12 protein-coding genes and 1 pseudogene are annotated in these 14,193 nt (G+C 72.5%); 7 read left to right on the top strand and 6 right to left on the bottom strand.

Annotated elements, in window-relative coordinates; genetic code table 11:
• Window positions 1-36: 36 nt before the first annotated feature.
• Both ABD208_RS08730 and ABD208_RS08725 read left to right on the top strand, forming a co-directional pair.
• A complete protein-coding gene (locus ABD208_RS08730) occupies window positions 37-1,116 on the top strand; it encodes a sensor histidine kinase (RefSeq protein WP_344101627.1) in 1,080 nt (359 codons plus the stop codon).
• 568 nt (window positions 1,117-1,684) lie between these two features.
• Complete coding sequence (locus ABD208_RS08725) at window positions 1,685-2,197, top strand: hypothetical protein (protein WP_344101625.1); 513 nt, start codon at window positions 1,685-1,687, stop codon at window positions 2,195-2,197.
• A gap of 52 nt (window positions 2,198-2,249) precedes the next feature.
• On the opposite strand, the gene ABD208_RS08720 is transcribed toward ABD208_RS08725, so the two are convergent.
• On the bottom strand, window positions 2,250-4,640 hold the full coding sequence (locus ABD208_RS08720) for a glycoside hydrolase family 9 protein (RefSeq protein ID WP_344101623.1): 2,391 nt from the start codon (window positions 4,638-4,640) through the stop codon (window positions 2,250-2,252).
• 279 nt (window positions 4,641-4,919) lie between these two features.
• Between ABD208_RS08720 and ABD208_RS08715 the strand changes: the two genes are divergently transcribed.
• Window positions 4,920-5,987 carry a lytic polysaccharide monooxygenase gene (locus ABD208_RS08715; RefSeq protein ID WP_344101621.1) on the top strand — a complete coding sequence of 356 codons (1,068 nt, stop codon included), beginning with the start codon at window positions 4,920-4,922 and terminating at the stop codon, window positions 5,985-5,987.
• A 99-nt stretch (window positions 5,988-6,086) separates the two neighbouring features.
• On the opposite strand, the gene ABD208_RS08710 is transcribed toward ABD208_RS08715, so the two are convergent.
• Window positions 6,087-7,271: a hypothetical protein gene (locus ABD208_RS08710; protein ID WP_344101619.1), complete on the bottom strand. Its 1,185-nt coding sequence runs from the start codon at window positions 7,269-7,271 to the stop codon at window positions 6,087-6,089.
• A gap of 163 nt (window positions 7,272-7,434) precedes the next feature.
• Entirely contained in the window at window positions 7,435-8,088 is a 654-nt protein-coding gene (locus ABD208_RS08705) for a GNAT family N-acetyltransferase (protein WP_344101617.1), read from the bottom strand.
• A gap of 143 nt (window positions 8,089-8,231) precedes the next feature.
• On the opposite strand from ABD208_RS08705, the gene ABD208_RS08700 reads away from it, so the two are divergent.
• Complete coding sequence (locus tag ABD208_RS08700; RefSeq protein ID WP_344101615.1) at window positions 8,232-8,873, top strand: 5-formyltetrahydrofolate cyclo-ligase; 642 nt, start codon at window positions 8,232-8,234, stop codon at window positions 8,871-8,873.
• A 52-nt stretch (window positions 8,874-8,925) separates the two neighbouring features.
• Here the strand turns inward: ABD208_RS08700 and ABD208_RS08695 are convergent, their stop codons facing one another.
• Window positions 8,926-11,601: a penicillin acylase family protein gene (locus ABD208_RS08695; protein WP_425561092.1), complete on the bottom strand. Its 2,676-nt coding sequence runs from the start codon at window positions 11,599-11,601 to the stop codon at window positions 8,926-8,928.
• A gap of 217 nt (window positions 11,602-11,818) precedes the next feature.
• On the opposite strand from ABD208_RS08695, the pseudogene ABD208_RS08690 reads away from it, so the two are divergent.
• Window positions 11,819-11,992 (top strand): annotated as a pseudogene (locus ABD208_RS08690) (FmdB family zinc ribbon protein); the annotation flags it as partial.
• A 14-nt stretch (window positions 11,993-12,006) separates the two neighbouring features.
• On the opposite strand, the gene ABD208_RS08685 reads toward ABD208_RS08690, so the two are convergent.
• Window positions 12,007-12,213 (bottom strand): hypothetical protein, encoded by a 207-nt coding sequence (locus ABD208_RS08685; RefSeq protein ID WP_344102310.1) that lies wholly within the window; start codon window positions 12,211-12,213, stop codon window positions 12,007-12,009.
• A gap of 271 nt (window positions 12,214-12,484) precedes the next feature.
• Between ABD208_RS08685 and ABD208_RS08680 the strand changes: the two genes are divergently transcribed.
• Window positions 12,485-13,213, top strand: coding sequence for an SAF domain-containing protein (locus ABD208_RS08680; RefSeq protein ID WP_344101611.1), 729 nt, complete (start codon window positions 12,485-12,487; stop codon window positions 13,211-13,213).
• Window positions 13,214-13,383: 170 nt separating this feature from the next.
• Window positions 13,384-13,839 (top strand): large conductance mechanosensitive channel protein MscL, encoded by a 456-nt coding sequence (gene mscL, locus ABD208_RS08675; RefSeq protein WP_344101609.1) that lies wholly within the window; start codon window positions 13,384-13,386, stop codon window positions 13,837-13,839.
• 123 nt (window positions 13,840-13,962) lie between these two features.
• Here the strand turns inward: mscL and ABD208_RS08670 are convergent, their stop codons facing one another.
• Window positions 13,963-14,190: a hypothetical protein gene (locus tag ABD208_RS08670; protein ID WP_344101607.1), complete on the bottom strand. Its 228-nt coding sequence runs from the start codon at window positions 14,188-14,190 to the stop codon at window positions 13,963-13,965.
• Window positions 14,191-14,193 lie beyond the last annotated feature (3 nt).

The following is a 14,193-nucleotide window of genomic DNA, read 5'->3' as shown; positions in this document are numbered from 1 at the left end:
CCCGTCAACGGGGTGGTTCGGGTGAGACTGGAGCTCATGGGCATGCCAGGCCGCAGGACGCTCCTGCCGCAGGCCCGGCGCGTCACCGGCTGGTCGCTCGCCGTGGCGCTCCCCGCGCTGCTCACCATCGGATTCCTCGCGCTCGACCGGAGCTGGGACACGCTGACCGAGCCGGTGATGCTGTACCTCGCGGTGGTGGTCGGCGTCGCCCTGGTCGGCGGCCTCTGGCCCGGCGTGGCGACGGCGCTCGTCTCGAACCTGTGCCTGAACTGGTTCTTCACGTCGCCGGTGGGCAGGCTGCACGTCGACGAGCCGGGGAACGTGCTGTCGCTCGGCGTGTTCGTCGTCGTCGCCGTCGCGGTCGCGTCGGTGGTCGACGCCGCCGCGCGGCGCACCGCCCAGGCCGCCCAGGCCCGCGCGCAGGCCACGGCGCTGGAGCACGCGGAGCGTACCCGGACCGCCCTGCTCGCCGCGGTCTCGCACGACCTGCGCACCCCGCTGGCCGCGATCCGCGCGGCCGTGGACGGGCTGGGCGCCACCGACGTGGATCTGGCCGCCGAGGACCGGGACGCGCTGGTGACGACGGTCGCCGAGTCGACCGGCCGGCTGGAACGCCTCATCGACAACCTGCTGGACCTGTCGCGGCTGCAGACGGGCGCGGTCCGTCCGGTGCTGCGGGACACGAGCCTGGAGGAGATCGTGCCGCTTGCCGTCGAACCGTGGCTCGAGGCCGTCGAGCTGGACCTCCCCGAGGACCTGCCCCTCGTGCACACCGACGGCGGCCTGCTGGAACGCGTGGTGGCGAACCTCGTGTCGAACGCCGTCCGGCACGCTCCGCCGGACCGGCCGGTGCGGGTGGCGGCCACGGTCACCGCGGACGAGGTGGAGGTGCGAGTGACCGACGCCGGACCCGGCGTGCCGGACCACCGCAAGGCGTCCATGTTCGAGCCGTTCCAGCGTCTCGACGACTCCGGCGGCGGCCTCGGGCTCGGCCTCGCCGTCGCCTCGGGGCTGGCCCGGGCTGTGGGTGCGGCGCTGCGCGCGCGGGACACGCCGGGAGGTGGCCTGACCATGATCGTCTCGGTGCCGCGGGCCCGTGACGGGATCGGCTCGTGACGGGCCAGGATCCGGCCACTTCGAAGTGGCGTGCTTTTACCAGAAGGTTTGGATATCCGCCACGCGAGACGTGATATGCGCGAAGAAGGATTCTCGGCTCTGAACACGCGCCGAAGAATTCAGGTGCGCGGGCAGGGATTGCCGTTGGCCGCGCAATCCCCTCGGCCCGCCCGCCCGGTGATCGGAGGCGCCAGGAACGGCTGAATCCCAGCGATTTCGGCGCCGCCCTCGAAATGAAAAATAATGCCCGGCAAGGGTGAGTCAAAGAAACTACTGGATATGGCCTCGCGCGGCAGCCAGCCGGTTATAGGCTTCTGCCACACCCAGCAATTGGGGCCCGCAGACTTTTTCTGGGCGAGCCAGGTGGTTGCACACCTGGCCCGCCCTCGGCGTCTGCCGGGAAACCGACGGAGTCGGGCCGGGAGATACCGATGAGGGTTGTGACACGCCTCGGCGGTTATCTTCGCACACGCGCGCGTTCATGTAACGCGGCGTCGTGATGGCCCGGCTCCTCGGGCGGGAGCCGGAGGGTCCGGTTCCTCGCGGAGAGGCGAAAGGAAAACCGTCGATGTTCGACGAACTCGCGGCCGAGGCCGAGGCACAGTGGCGGGAGACGATGGCGCAGATCCGGCGCCGGAGCGGGCAGATCAAGGAACCGCAGAGCTCTGCGGCCCGGCCGGGAGCCGGCACCGGTACGGCGCGGCCGATCGTGAAGGTGACCAACTACATCTGGGTGTTCGGCGACGACGCCCGGGTCACGGCGGGCCAGGAGGTCGAGCAGGAGGTCCTGGACAAGGCGGAGGTCGCGGCTCTCCAGCAGTCCCTGGCCTGGGCCCTCCGGTACCTCGGCGTCGTCGACCTCACCGCCGACGACGCCACCGAGATCCGCACCGAGATCGGGCAGGCCCTGGACGAGCTCGCCCGCAGCACGCCCAGCTGGGACGAGGTCACGCCGAAGCTCCAGGTGATCAAGAAGGTGCTCACCCCGGTCGTGACCGGGGTGTCCCAGGCCGTGACCGCCCAGGCCGCCGAGGCGGCGTCCGACATCCTGGAGCGCCTGGCGCCCTGGCTGGCCGGCTAGGCCCGCCGGCAGGCGGCACCCGGCGAGGAGCCGGGTCCCGCCTGCCCCGGGTTCAGGAGCAGGTCACCGGGACCGTCGCCGGCGCCGGGCCGTTGGCCGTGAAGCCGTAGGCCGTGGTCTGGCCGGCCCGGAGGGTGCCGTTCCAGCCGACGTCGGACGCCGTGACCGTCGAGCCGCTCACCGAGGAGGACGCGTTCCAGAGGCTGCCGATCGTCGTCCCGCTCGGCAGCGTGAACTTCGTGGTCCAGCTCGTGGTACCGGCGGAGCCACCCGTCACGACGACCTCACCCTGGAATCCGCCGCCCCAGGAGTTCACGACGCGGAACACCGCCGAGCAGTTGCCCGCGGGCAGCGACGTCGTCGGGGAAGGGGAGACGGACGGCGAGGGCGACACCGAGGGCGTCGGTGACACCGACGGCGACGGCGAGACGGACGGCGTCGGCGACACCGAGGGCGACGGCGAGACCGACACCGACGGGGTGGGCGAGGGCTCGACCCCGCCCGGCTCGCTCCCCCACAGGCGCTCGGCGCCCTCGTGCAACGTGATCCGGCCGTTCTTCGCCGCCGTCGTGCCGACGCCGGTGTACGACCAGTCGTTGCTCGCGTCCCACACGTTCGCGGTCACGCGGAACTGGATCTCCCGCCGGTGCTGCGACTGCCCGCCCGGGTAGACGGGCGAACCCGAGCAGTCGATCTCCGCGTAGTACTGGCTGCCGCCGGCGTGCACCACCTTGGGTGCGTTCTTCGGGCACTCGGTGTAGTTCACCGAGGCCTGGATCGTGGCCGGGTCGGCACCGGCGTCGAGCGTGAACCAGTAGCGCACCTTCGTGCTGTTCAGCACGCGCGCGGGGAACGCGGAGCGGTTCCGCACGACCGCCTTGATCTCGGTGAACGTGGTGCCCGGCTGGTTGAGGCTCGCCTCGACGAAGAACTCGTCCTGGTCCGGCGCCTCCGGCTGCGGGAAGTTCGCCACGGGAGTGCCGCCGTACTCGTCCACGAGGTAGGCCAGGGCCGAGGTGAAGCCGGCGTTGTAGTCCGTGGCGACCTCGTTGGCGACGTAGTCCTTGCGGTCGTCGACGTAGGCGTCGTTCGCCGATCCGGGCCCGCCCACGAGCGCCCCGTACAGCACGTGCCGCGTGTCGGCCGGGTCGCTCATCGAGTCGAGCCACGACCCGTGGGCCGTGCGGTGGTGCGGGTCCTGCGGCGGGTTCTGCCCGTAGCCGATGACGTACGACGAGTTGCGCGGGTTGTCGCCCAGCGCGTAGTCGATCTGCCGCACCCCGAAGTCGTGGTACGTGCGTGCCCGCGTCGTGTCACCCTGCTGCGCCAGCCAGTCGCTGTAGGTCAGCGCGGCGAACGCGGTGTTCGCCGCGTACCGCAGCGAGCCCCAGGTGTCGAGGTGCGCCTGGCCGCCGGGCGAGTAGCGGACCGTCTGGCCGTTGTACCCGGTGGTCCAGTAGTCCAGCCAGCGGTTCGCGTCGTCGACGTACTCCTGCTTGCCGGTCGCCCGCGCCAGCAGCACGTAGCTGCCGAACGCCTTGTTGTCCCACGCCACGGTCCACTTGTAGGAGCGGGTGGTGGTCTGCGGCTCCGTGCCCAGCTTCTGGTACTCGGACTCGGCCTTGGCGAGGTAGCTCGCGTCGCCCGTGGCCTCGTACAGCCAGTAGGCGCCCCAGACCAGCTCGTCCTGGTAGCCGGACCAGGAGTTGTAGTAGCTCTGCACGGGGATGCAGTCGGAGTACTTGCCCCGGTACGTGTCCGCGAAGTTGTACAGCTGCTTGGCGTGCGTGATCAGCTCGGCCGCGTAGGCGGGGTCGGAGCCCTCGAACACGACGGCCGACGACGCCATCGCCGCGGCGGTCTCGGCCGCCACCTCGCTGCCCGGGCAGGAGGCGTCGACCTTGTACGCGGGGCGCGCCATCTGCATGGCCTCGGCCGGGCCCCACCACTTGTGGTCGGCCTCGCCGTCGCCCACCTGCGCGTAGAGCACGTTCGGCGAGGGGTGCGCGTTGATGAAGTAGTCGTTGACCCAGCGCAGCGAGTCGAGCAGTTCGTCCTGCTGCCCGGACTTCGCGTAGCCGCCGGGGTTGTCGATGGCGCCCCACGCGAGCATCGTCGTCGTGAAGGCCATGGGCAGGCCGAACTTCACGTGGTCGCCGGCGTCGTACCAGCCGCCGGACAGGTCGAGCCCGACGTCGGCGCCGTCCTTCATCGCGGAGTCCCCGCGCCAGTTGATGCGGAAGTCCTCGGGGAGGTCGCCCGCCCGCTGGGCGTCGTAGAAGAACATCGACTTCTGCAGGACCTCGGCGTAGTTGTGGTCGCCGGCCGCGGACGCAGCCGGAGCGAGGCCGACGACGGTGCCGCCGGCGACCAGCGCGCAGGACGCGGTCACCGCGAGGGCCGTGGCCGCCGCCCGTCGTCGTGCGGAGGTTCGTGGATGCATGGCTGCCTCTCAAGTTCTGCCCGCGTCCACGTCGACACGGGTCAGCGAAACTTTCGCCAGGCGGGCCGCGCACAGCAAGGGCCCCCAAACGTTTCAAGCGCCGGGGGGCACGGGCCTGGTCGGGTCGAGCCGGGCCGAGCCGGGCCGAGCCGCCCCGCCGGCGCCCGCGGGGCCTGCGACGCCGTTGCCGCCCCTGCCCACGCGAAAGGTTTCGACTGCTGGATTCCCTGGCTGCCCGGTCCCCACGCTGGTGTCCCACCTGTTCGAGGAGGAACACACATGCACGTCCTGAATTCCGTCCGCGTGAGGGCAGCCGTGGTGCTGGCCGCTCTCGCGATGATCCTGTCGATGGGGGTGGTCGCGATCCAGACGGCCGCCGCTCCCCCGGCAGCCGCCCACGGCGCGGTCACCGACCCGCCGTCGCGTGCCTGGGGCTGCTTCGACCGCTGGGCCGACGACTGGCAGAGCCCGGCCATGGCCACGGCCGACCCGATGTGCGACTACAGCTGGAAGCAGAACCCGAACGCCATGTGGAACTGGAACGGCCAGCTCCGCGACGGGCTCGGCGGCGACTACCAGGGTGCCGTGCCCGACGGGCAGCTCTGCTCCGCCGGCAACAGCATGTTCAACGCCATGAACACCCCGGGCAACTGGGTCGCCAAGGGCGTGTCGAGCAACTTCAAGCTCACGCTCACCGACGGCTCCGACCACGGCGCCGACTTCCTGCGGATCTACGTGAGCAAGCCCGGGTTCGACCCGACCACCCAGCGCCTCGGCTGGGGGAACCTCGACCTGGTCACGCAGACGGGTTACTACCCGGCGTCCGACCCGTACATCGCCGACGTCAACCTCTCGGGCCGCTCGGGCCGGGCGGTGCTGTTCACCATCTGGCAGGCGTCGCACAACGACCAGACGTACATGTTCTGCTCCGACATCAACATCGGCGGCGGCGACATCGGCCCGTGGCCGGGCGGCGGCACGCCGACCAACACGTCCACCCCGCCGGCGAGCACCCCGCCCGCCAGCACCTTGCCCGCCAGCACGCCCCCGGCCAGCACCCCGCCGGCCACGGGTGACTGCTCCGCCGCGGTCCGCGTCGTGAACTCGTGGTCCGGTGGCTACCAGGGTGAGGTGACGGTCACCGCCGGCGCCTCGGCGATCCGCGGCTGGAAGGTGACCGTGGGTGGCGCGACGATCACCCAGGCGTGGAACTCGACGCTGTCGGGCAGCAACACGCTGACCAACACCAGCTGGAACGGCAGCCTTGCGGCCGGCGGGAAGGCCACGGCGGGCTTCATCGCCAACGGCAGCTCCACGGGCGTGACGGCCACCTGCGCGGCGGCCTGAGTCGACCCGGTGAGCTGACCGCTCCATGAGGTCGGGCGGCCATGACGTGCGGCAGCGGCAGGGCTCCTGCCGCGGCATGTCATGGCCGCCCGGCCTGTCTCAGCCCGCCGCGCGGCGGCGGGCCAGGATCTGCTCCAGCGGCTGGGCGAGGGTCTCGTCGCGGACGCGCGGGGCCGGGCGCACGAGCTCGTCCTCCTCCGGAGGCCGCACGGTGCCCGACGACGACGCCGCGGCGGCGTCCTGCTCGGGCGTGTGCTCCCGCTCCGGGCGGACCGCCGGGGTCTCACCCGTCGGGATGCCCGCGGAGGCCCGGACCGCGGCGGCCAGGCGGACCGCCTTCTCGTCCGCGGGCTGAGCGGCGGCGGACCGGCCGACGTCCGCAGGGCCGGCACCGGCGCGACCGTCGCCTGCCGGGGCCGTCGCCGCGGGCCGGGCCGGGAGCCGGCGAGCCGGTGGCTTGGTCACGTACGTGGGCAGCGGCACGGGCACGGGCTCCCAGGCGCCTCCGCCCACGCCCGGGGCGTCCGCGGCCTCCTGGGCGGCGGAGTCCTCGGCCGCGGGGGCACCCGTCTCGTCGACCACCTTCGCACCGGCGGGTTCGGGCACCGACAGCAGCTCGTCCAGGACCCCGCCGCTCTTGCGCGCGGCCGGGATGACCTCCGCCCCGCCGGCCGCCTCGCCCGGCGCCCCCGTGACCCGCAGCCGGTTCCGCGGGGCGTACGGCCCGCCGTTCGCCAGGGCGCGGGCCTGCGTCGCCCGCTGCCGGGCCTCCCGCCGGGCCGTCTCGACCGCCTGCTCCGCGCGCCGGGCGACGACCGCGGCGCGCCTGCCCATGGCCAGCACGGCCACCAGCAGCGCGCCGGGCACCACGGTCACGCCCCAGTGCAGCGGCACCACCACGACCGCGACGCCCGCGGCGACCGTGGCGAGCAGGAGCACCAGGGTCAGCGCGAGCCGTCGTCGGGCACGAACCGCCCTCCGGGCCCGCTGCCCGGCGAGGGCGCGGAGCTGCTCAGGGGTCTCGACGTCCTCCGGGGCGTGCGGGGCGGGAGCCGGGCGCGCGCCGGTGAGGCGTGATCCGCCGTGTCCGGTCGTCATGGCTCCTCCTCGCCTCGGACTCCTGCGTTCCTCGCCGCTCACCGCGACGACCCGCATCCTTCCGGAGAACCGGTCGCCGGCCCGCGCCTGGGCGAGGACCGCACGCTGCCGGATCATCTGGGGCACCAGGTACCCCAGCCACAGGACGAAGAGCGCCATGACGCTCAGCCCTGCGGCGGATTCCACGACTCGACGTTAGGTGGTTGTCAAGCCCCAGTCGTGAAGGACACGCCAGGCTAACGGTAGTGCCCGATTTGCCGTCAGGAATTTTTACCGGGGTGACCGGGTCGACGCGCCGCGGCCGAGGCGCCCGCGGGCGGTCGTGTTCAGTCGTGGCCGGTCGTGGTCGTCAGCGCCGCACCTGCTGCCAGCGCGCGAGCAGGCCGCCGGGAACCTCCTCCTGGGTCAGGGCGAACGTGCGGTGATCGCGCCACTGGCCCTGGATGTGCAGGAAGCGCTCGCGCACGCCCTCGTCCCGGAAGCCCAGCTTCTCCACGACCCGCAGGCTCGGCGTGTTCTCCGGGCGGATGTTGATCTCGATGCGGTGCAGGCCCAGCACGAACCAGCAGTAGTCCGTTGCCATGGCCACGCCTGTCGGGGTCACCCCGCGGCCCGCCACGTGCTCCGACACCCAGTACCCGATGCTCGCCGAGCACAGCGATCCGTAGGTGATCGACGACACCGTCAGCTGCCCCACCAGTTCGCCGTCGAGCTCCATCCCGAACGGCAGCAGCGTCCCGGCGCGCGCCTGGTTCGACAGGGTCCGCACGTACTCGCCGAACGACGCCACCCCCGGCCGGTTGTCGCCCGTGCCGGGCGACGTCGCCTCCCAGCGGCCGAGCCAGAGGGCGTTGTCGGCGCGCAGCTGCGTCCACGCCTTCGAGTCGCGCCGCCGCATCGGGCGCAGCACTACGACACCCCCGGGGGTGTCCTCCCGCAGTGTCACGGGCCATGGCTTGGACACGGTCCATCCCTTCACGACGAGTCCCGTCGTCTCCGTCATTCGTTGACTGCACCCCCAAGTTGCGCCCGGCGACCGGGCGTCGTCGTACGAGTTCTGCGATGGGTCTACCACGACCTGCGGCTCCCAACCTGCTGAAGCACCTGCCGCCGGGCCACCCGGGGAATCCTGGAACAATAGCGCCCATGAAGGGCGCCCGGATTCCGACATCACAGCCGTACCCGGTCCAGGCCGGGATGAACACCGAGGATGCCAAGGAGGAACTCCGGCGTGCCATCCGCGCCGCGCGGAACAACCGGCCCGCGAAGCAGCGGGCGACCGCGGCGTCGGCGATCGCCGACGTCGTGTCCGCGATCCCGGAGGTCGCCGAGGCCGGTGTGGTGGGGCTGTACACGTCGCGGGACACCGAGCCCGGCACCGGCGAGCTGATGAGGCAGCTCGCCGGGCGCGGGGCGCGCGTGCTGCTGCCGGTGCTCGGCGCGGGGCTGGCCCGGGACTGGGCGGATTACACCGGGACGGACGATCTGCTGGTGCGCGCACCGGGCCGGCCGCCCGAACCGGGCGGCCCGACGCTCGGGCAGGACGCGCTCAAGCTGGCCGACGTCGTCATCGCCCCCGCGCTCGCCGTCGACTCCGCGGGGGTCCGGCTCGGGCAGGGCGGCGGCTGGTACGACCGCGTGCTCACGCACGTGCGGCCGGGGACGATGGTCGTCGCCGTCGTGTTCCCCGAGGAGGTGTACGACGCCGCGGAGCGCCCGCTGCCCTCGGCGCGCCACGACATCCGGGTCGGCGCCGTGGCGACGCCCGCCGACTTCCGCAGGCTCTGACCGGGAGGCCACGGCAGCCCGGACGCGCGTGCCGGGTGGCTGCCGCGGCGCCTCAGGGGGTGAGGGTGAGTTCGTCCTGGGCGGCGGACTCCACGGCCTCCCGGGTGAACGGCCACGGGAAGGTCTCGCCGTCGGCCCAGGCGGGGAGCTGGTCGTCGTAGTGGTCCGAGGCGGGGTGGCCCGAGACGCCGGTGACCGTGACCCAGGTGGAGGCGTCGCGGTCGGCCAGGTCGACGACCATGCGCATCGAGGGGCCGGAGGTCACCGAGTAGCTGTCGGCCGCCGCGTCCCAGGAGATCGCGTTGACGATCGAGGTGCCGCCGGCCACGCCCACCGGTGCCGGGTTCATGTAGCCGCGGATGATGCTCGGCACCCCGTAGCGGCCCAGGGGCTCGTGCTCCAGCTCGAGCTGGTGCAGGCTGCCCCAGGACCAGTCGTCCGGGTCCTTGCTGATCTCGACCGTCATGTCCTGGCGCGCGCTGGTCAGGGCGCGGGTCAGGATCTCGTCCCGGCTCTCGCGCACGGAGACGGTGGTCTTGTCGTCCCAGAAGGCGTGGTTCGGCTCGTCGAGCATGCCCTGCAGGACGGCGAGCCAGCGGTCGCCGCCGTCGGGCCACATGCTCTCCGGGAGCTCGTCCTGGAACGTCGCGCCCAGCAGGTTGTTCCATACGGCGGCGAAGTACGCGGCGGCCGCGGAGTCCTCGGTCATCGTGTAGTCCCAGTCGCGCAGCAGCTCCTGGCCCGCGGCGTCGTAGTCGTCCTCCAGCTCGATCGCGAGCAGGACGTCGACGAGCAGGTCGGCGAAGGCGCTCCAGTCGTCGTTCTGGATCGCCGACATGTCGGCGGCGTCGAACTGGCGGCCCGAGTCGATCTGCTCCGTGAGCAGCGTGCGGATGCGCTGCGAACGGTAGCCGTAGTCCCAGTCCCGGGTGAGGTACGGGCCGACGCCGGACGGCAGCACCGCCTGGTTGGCGGCCACGACGAAGCCCTCGGCCGGGTCGAGCGCGCGCGGCATCCTGGCCGGGTCGACGTAGCCGTTCCAGTCGTAGCGCTCGTCCCAGCCGGGCCGCGGCCACGAGCCGTCCGACGGCACCGGGCCGTCGACCTGGTTGCGGACCGGGATCCGGCCCGGCGCCTGGTAGCCGATGTGGCCGTCGGTGGTGGCGAAGACGATGTTCTGGGCGGGGACGTCGAAGAGCGCCGCGGCCGCCTTGATGTCCTCGGCGTTCCGCGCGGTGTCGAACGCGAAGACGGCGTCCGCCGTGCGGCCCGGCTCCAGGGCCGTCCACTGGATCGAGATCGCGTAGTCGCCCAGGTCGGTGCCCTCGGCGGTGGGCGAGTGGACCATCGCGTCGACGCCGGCCTCGCCCGCCTTGTCGTCGTCGAGCACGTCCGAGACGAGCGGGCCGTGGACCGTGCCGCGCACCGTGAGGTCGACGGGCGTGCCGCCGGTCACCCGGATGGTCTCCTCACGCGTGGTGAGGTCGACCCACTTCTCGCCGCGCTTGTAGGTGTCGCCGCGGACCCGCTCGATGAAGAAGTCGGTGACGTCGGCGTTCATGTTCGTCAGGCCCCAGGCCAGCTGGGCGTTCTGGCCGATGACGACGCCGGGGAAGCCGGAGAACCCGAACCCGGCCACATCGAACGGGCAGGCGTCGGAGACCTCGGTGCAGTGCAGGCCCACCTGGTGCCAGATGCCGGGGGCCTTGAGGCTGAGGTGCGGGTCGTTGGCCAGCAGCGGCTTGCCGGACTCGGTGAGGTCGCCGGAGACGGCCCAGGAGTTCGAGCCGGTGGCCTCGCCGCGGCCGATCTGCTCCGGGACGGCGTCGAGCGCCGCCTGCGCCGCCGTGACGGCGGAGCGGAGGCTCTTGTCGAAGAGGGCGGGGTCGATCGCGGCATCCGGGGAGGGGCCCGAGGACACCTCGGCGGTCTGGGTCGCGTCGGCGTTGGTGGCCGTGCCGTCGGCGGACTCACCGTCGCCGGACGTGGCACCCTCCGTGCCGGCTGCCGTGGCCTCCGGCAGGTCGGCCTCGGTGAGGATCGTCCGGTTGCCCGAGGCCGCGTGGTCCGGGAAGAGCTGCGCGACCAGCTTCGGGTCCGCCAGCGTGCTGTGGGCGAGCGCGCGGTCCAGCTCGTCGTCGTAGTTGGACCGCAGGTCCCACGCCATGGCCTTGAGCCAGGCCAGCGAGTCCACCGGGTCCCAGGGCTCGGGGCTCTCCTGGGTGACCGTGGTGCCGAGCACCATGTACTCCACGCCGAGCTCCGACGGCTCGCGCTCCGCGAGGTAGGCGTTGACGCCGTCGGCGTACGCGCGCAGGTACTCCTGCGTCTCGGGTGCCAGCAGCTCCAGCTCCTGCTCCGCCACCTGGCGCCAGCCGAACGTACGGATCAGCTTGTCCGCCGTGATCGCCGACTCCTGGTCGCCGATGAGCTCCGCGAGCCTGCCCGCGGTGACGTGCCGGCGGAAGTCCATCTCGAAGAAGCGGTCCTGGGCGTGCACGTAGCCCTGCGCCAGGAACAGATCGGCCGGCTCGGAGGCGTAGACGTGGGGCACGCCCCGCTCGTCGCGCAGCACCCGCACGTCGGCCGTGAGCCCTTCGAGCCGGACCTCGCCGGAGGCCTCGGGCAGGGCGCGGCGGCCGATCGCCCAGCCGAACGTGGCGACCGCGGCCAGCACGAGCACGAGCACGATCGCGGTACCGATCGCCAGCTTGCGGAGGCGGGACATGGCGCGACGGGTGGGCTCCTCGGCCTCGGCCACGTCGCTCGTCATTGTCTCGTCGGATGTGGGCGCTGACACGCAGGTGAGACTACCGGTAGTGACCGACACTCCCGAACTGCTGGGAGCGGTGTGGCCCGCACTCCCTCACGCGCGTGCCCGCGCGCCGGCGCCCGGGAAGGTACCCGGGCGGGGCGGCGTTATGATTGGCACTCGCCAACCCTGAGTGCCAAACCTGAGTGTCAGAAGAGGAGTCCCAGTGCCCACGTATGCGTACCGGTGCACCGAGTGCGGCCACGCCTTCGACATCCACCAGGAGTTCACGGACGACGCGCTGACGGCGTGCCCCGAGTGCTCCGGCCGTCTCCGCAAGGTGTTCGGCTCGATCGGAGTCACCTTCAAGGGCTCAGGCTTCTACCGCAACGACTCGCGGAACTCGAAGTCGACGTCCACGGCCGCGTCGAAGCCCAGCACGCCGAGCACCTCGTCCTCCGGCGGTTCCTCGTCGGACGGATCCGCGGGCAGCGGCTCGACGTCGGGCTCGTCAGGATCGTCGGGCTCGTCGTCCTCGAACGGCTCGTCGAGCAGCACGTCCGGCGCATCGCCGAGCAAGTCGGCCACGTCCGCGACCGCCTCCTGACACGGCTTCCCCGTCGGCGCGCCGACGGGGATCCAGCGCACCCCGGAGCCCGGGGCCGACGAGCAGGCTCCTGTCCGGGTATCGCAGGGGATCGCGCTCTCTTCCTACCCGGACCACGGGACCGCGCCCGGCACCTGCCGACGGGATCGCAGCGGTTCGACGCCGACCACAAGGGCCCGTTCCGGCATCTCGTGCACAGGCACACGCCGGGAGCCGCGCACGTTCCGGGGGTCCGCTCCTAGCGTCGAGGGCATGAACCTCCTCGGCAGGCCCTTCCAGCGCGGCGCGTCCGGCCGGCCGGACGCCGCCCGGCTGCTGCGCCGCACCCGCCGCCTCGTCTGGCGTCATCGCGTGCTGCTCGCCGCGATCTGCTGCGGGCTCGCGGTGACGAGCGCCCTGCAGGTCCTGCGGCCCCCGCCCCCGCCGTCGTCCACGGTGCTGGTCACCACCCGCGCCGTCCCTGTCGGTACGGAGCTGACCGGCGACGACGTCGCGGAGCGCGTGATCGCCGATGCCCTCGCCCCGGGCAGCACCCTGCGCCGGACGGCCGAGGCCGTCGGCCGCACGGCCGTCGTCGGTCTCCCCGCCGGGGTGCCGCTGCACGGCGGCCTCCTGTCCGACGGCGGCGTGCTGTCCTCCGCGCCGCGGGGCACCGTCGTCGTCCCGGTCGCGCTCGCCGACGACGGCGTCGCCGCGCTCCTGCGGCCCGGCGACAGAGTGGATCTGCTCACACCCGCCGCGGCCGGTTCCCAGGTCACCGGCGACGACGGCGGGTCACCGCCCGCCGCCTACCTCGCGCGACGCGCGCTCGTGCTCCCGCTGCCCGAGCAACGCGACCCCGGCGACGCCGCGGCGGGCGGGCTCCTGGGTTCCGGGGCCGGCCCGCCCTCTGTCACACTCGTCGCGGTGCGGCCGGGGGAAGCCCCAGACTTGTCCGCCATTGCCGGGACGGGTGCCGTGTCAGCGATTCTCGTACGTTAGTTGACCTGGACGAACAGCCCTCAAAGACCGTTTCGAGATGCGGACTTGACGATTCACCCCCAGAATGTCCCCCGGGACTTCGCCCCTACGGCCGGAGTCCAGCGGCCACCGGCGGCGAGCCGGAGGTCGCACGCACCCCCATCCGTAGAACGAACCGAAGGAATCTCCGCATGCGCGACCTGCTCAACGGTTTCAAGGAATTCATCACGCGCGGCAACGTGCTCGACCTGGCCGTGGCCGTCGTCATCGGCGCCGCGTTCTCAGGCGTCATCACGGGCCTGGTCAACGGCTTCATCATGCCGCTGGTCGGCTGGCTGGTCGGAGCCCCCGACTTCTCGGGCATCAAGTTCTCCGTACCCAACTGGCGCGGCGAGTCGACGGAGTTCCCGGTCGGCCAGTTCATCCAGGGCCTGATCATGTTCCTGCTGATCTCGGCCGCGATCTACTTCCTCGTCGTCGTCCCGGTGAAGAAGCTCATGGAGCTGCGCAAGACCACCGAGGAGGAGATCGAGGAGACGCTCGAGAAGGACGTCGAGCTCCTCACGGAGATCCGCGACCTCCTGCGCGCCCAGGCGAACGGCACCACGCACACCACGCAGGCCGCCCCCGCCGACCCGACGCGATAAGTCGCCGGCCCGAGCAGTCCCGGGCCACCGACCTGGAGCCTCGCACGCAGTCCACGGTGCGAGGCTCCACCGCTTTCTCGCGGGTACGCGGCCGGCGTCGTCAGCCGAGCGCGCACCCGCGCGCTACCAGTGCGGGGGCACGTCCCGCAGGAGCCGGGCGTCGTTGCTGTCGTCGCCGCCCGCGGTCGAACCGTCGCCCCAGCCCGCCGCACGCTCGTCGGCGCTCACGCCGGGAACGGCCTCGCGCTCCGTCCCCCGCCGGACCGCGCGCCGGCGCCCGCGGCGCCGCACGTTCTCGTGGTCCGGCTCCGGGGTCTCGTCGTCCCGCTCCGGGGTCCCGCTCTCGCTCACGGG

The organism is Myceligenerans crystallogenes, from assembly GCF_039529775.1.
In the GTDB taxonomy this organism is placed as follows: Bacteria; Actinomycetota; Actinomycetes; order Actinomycetales; family Cellulomonadaceae; genus Myceligenerans; species Myceligenerans crystallogenes.
This window is presented reverse-complemented; position numbering and strand designations above follow the sequence as displayed.

Bases quoted from the DNA above. Each gene is read 5' to 3' on its own strand.
- ABD208_RS08730 (WP_344101627.1), top strand. From the start codon at position 37: ATGGGCATGCCAGGCCGCAGGACGCTCCTGCCGCAGGCCCGGCGCGTC.
- ABD208_RS08725 (WP_344101625.1), top strand. From the start codon at position 1,685: ATGTTCGACGAACTCGCGGCCGAGGCCGAGGCACAGTGGCGGGAGACG.
- ABD208_RS08720 (WP_344101623.1), bottom strand. From the start codon at position 4,640: ATGCATCCACGAACCTCCGCACGACGACGGGCGGCGGCCACGGCCCTC.
- ABD208_RS08715 (WP_344101621.1), top strand. From the start codon at position 4,920: ATGCACGTCCTGAATTCCGTCCGCGTGAGGGCAGCCGTGGTGCTGGCC.
- ABD208_RS08705 (WP_344101617.1), bottom strand. From the start codon at position 8,088: ATGACGGAGACGACGGGACTCGTCGTGAAGGGATGGACCGTGTCCAAG.
- ABD208_RS08700 (WP_344101615.1), top strand. From the start codon at position 8,232: ATGAAGGGCGCCCGGATTCCGACATCACAGCCGTACCCGGTCCAGGCC.
- ABD208_RS08695 (WP_425561092.1), bottom strand. From the start codon at position 11,601: ATGTCCCGCCTCCGCAAGCTGGCGATCGGTACCGCGATCGTGCTCGTG.
- ABD208_RS08680 (WP_344101611.1), top strand. From the start codon at position 12,485: ATGAACCTCCTCGGCAGGCCCTTCCAGCGCGGCGCGTCCGGCCGGCCG.
- mscL (WP_344101609.1), top strand. From the start codon at position 13,384: ATGCGCGACCTGCTCAACGGTTTCAAGGAATTCATCACGCGCGGCAAC.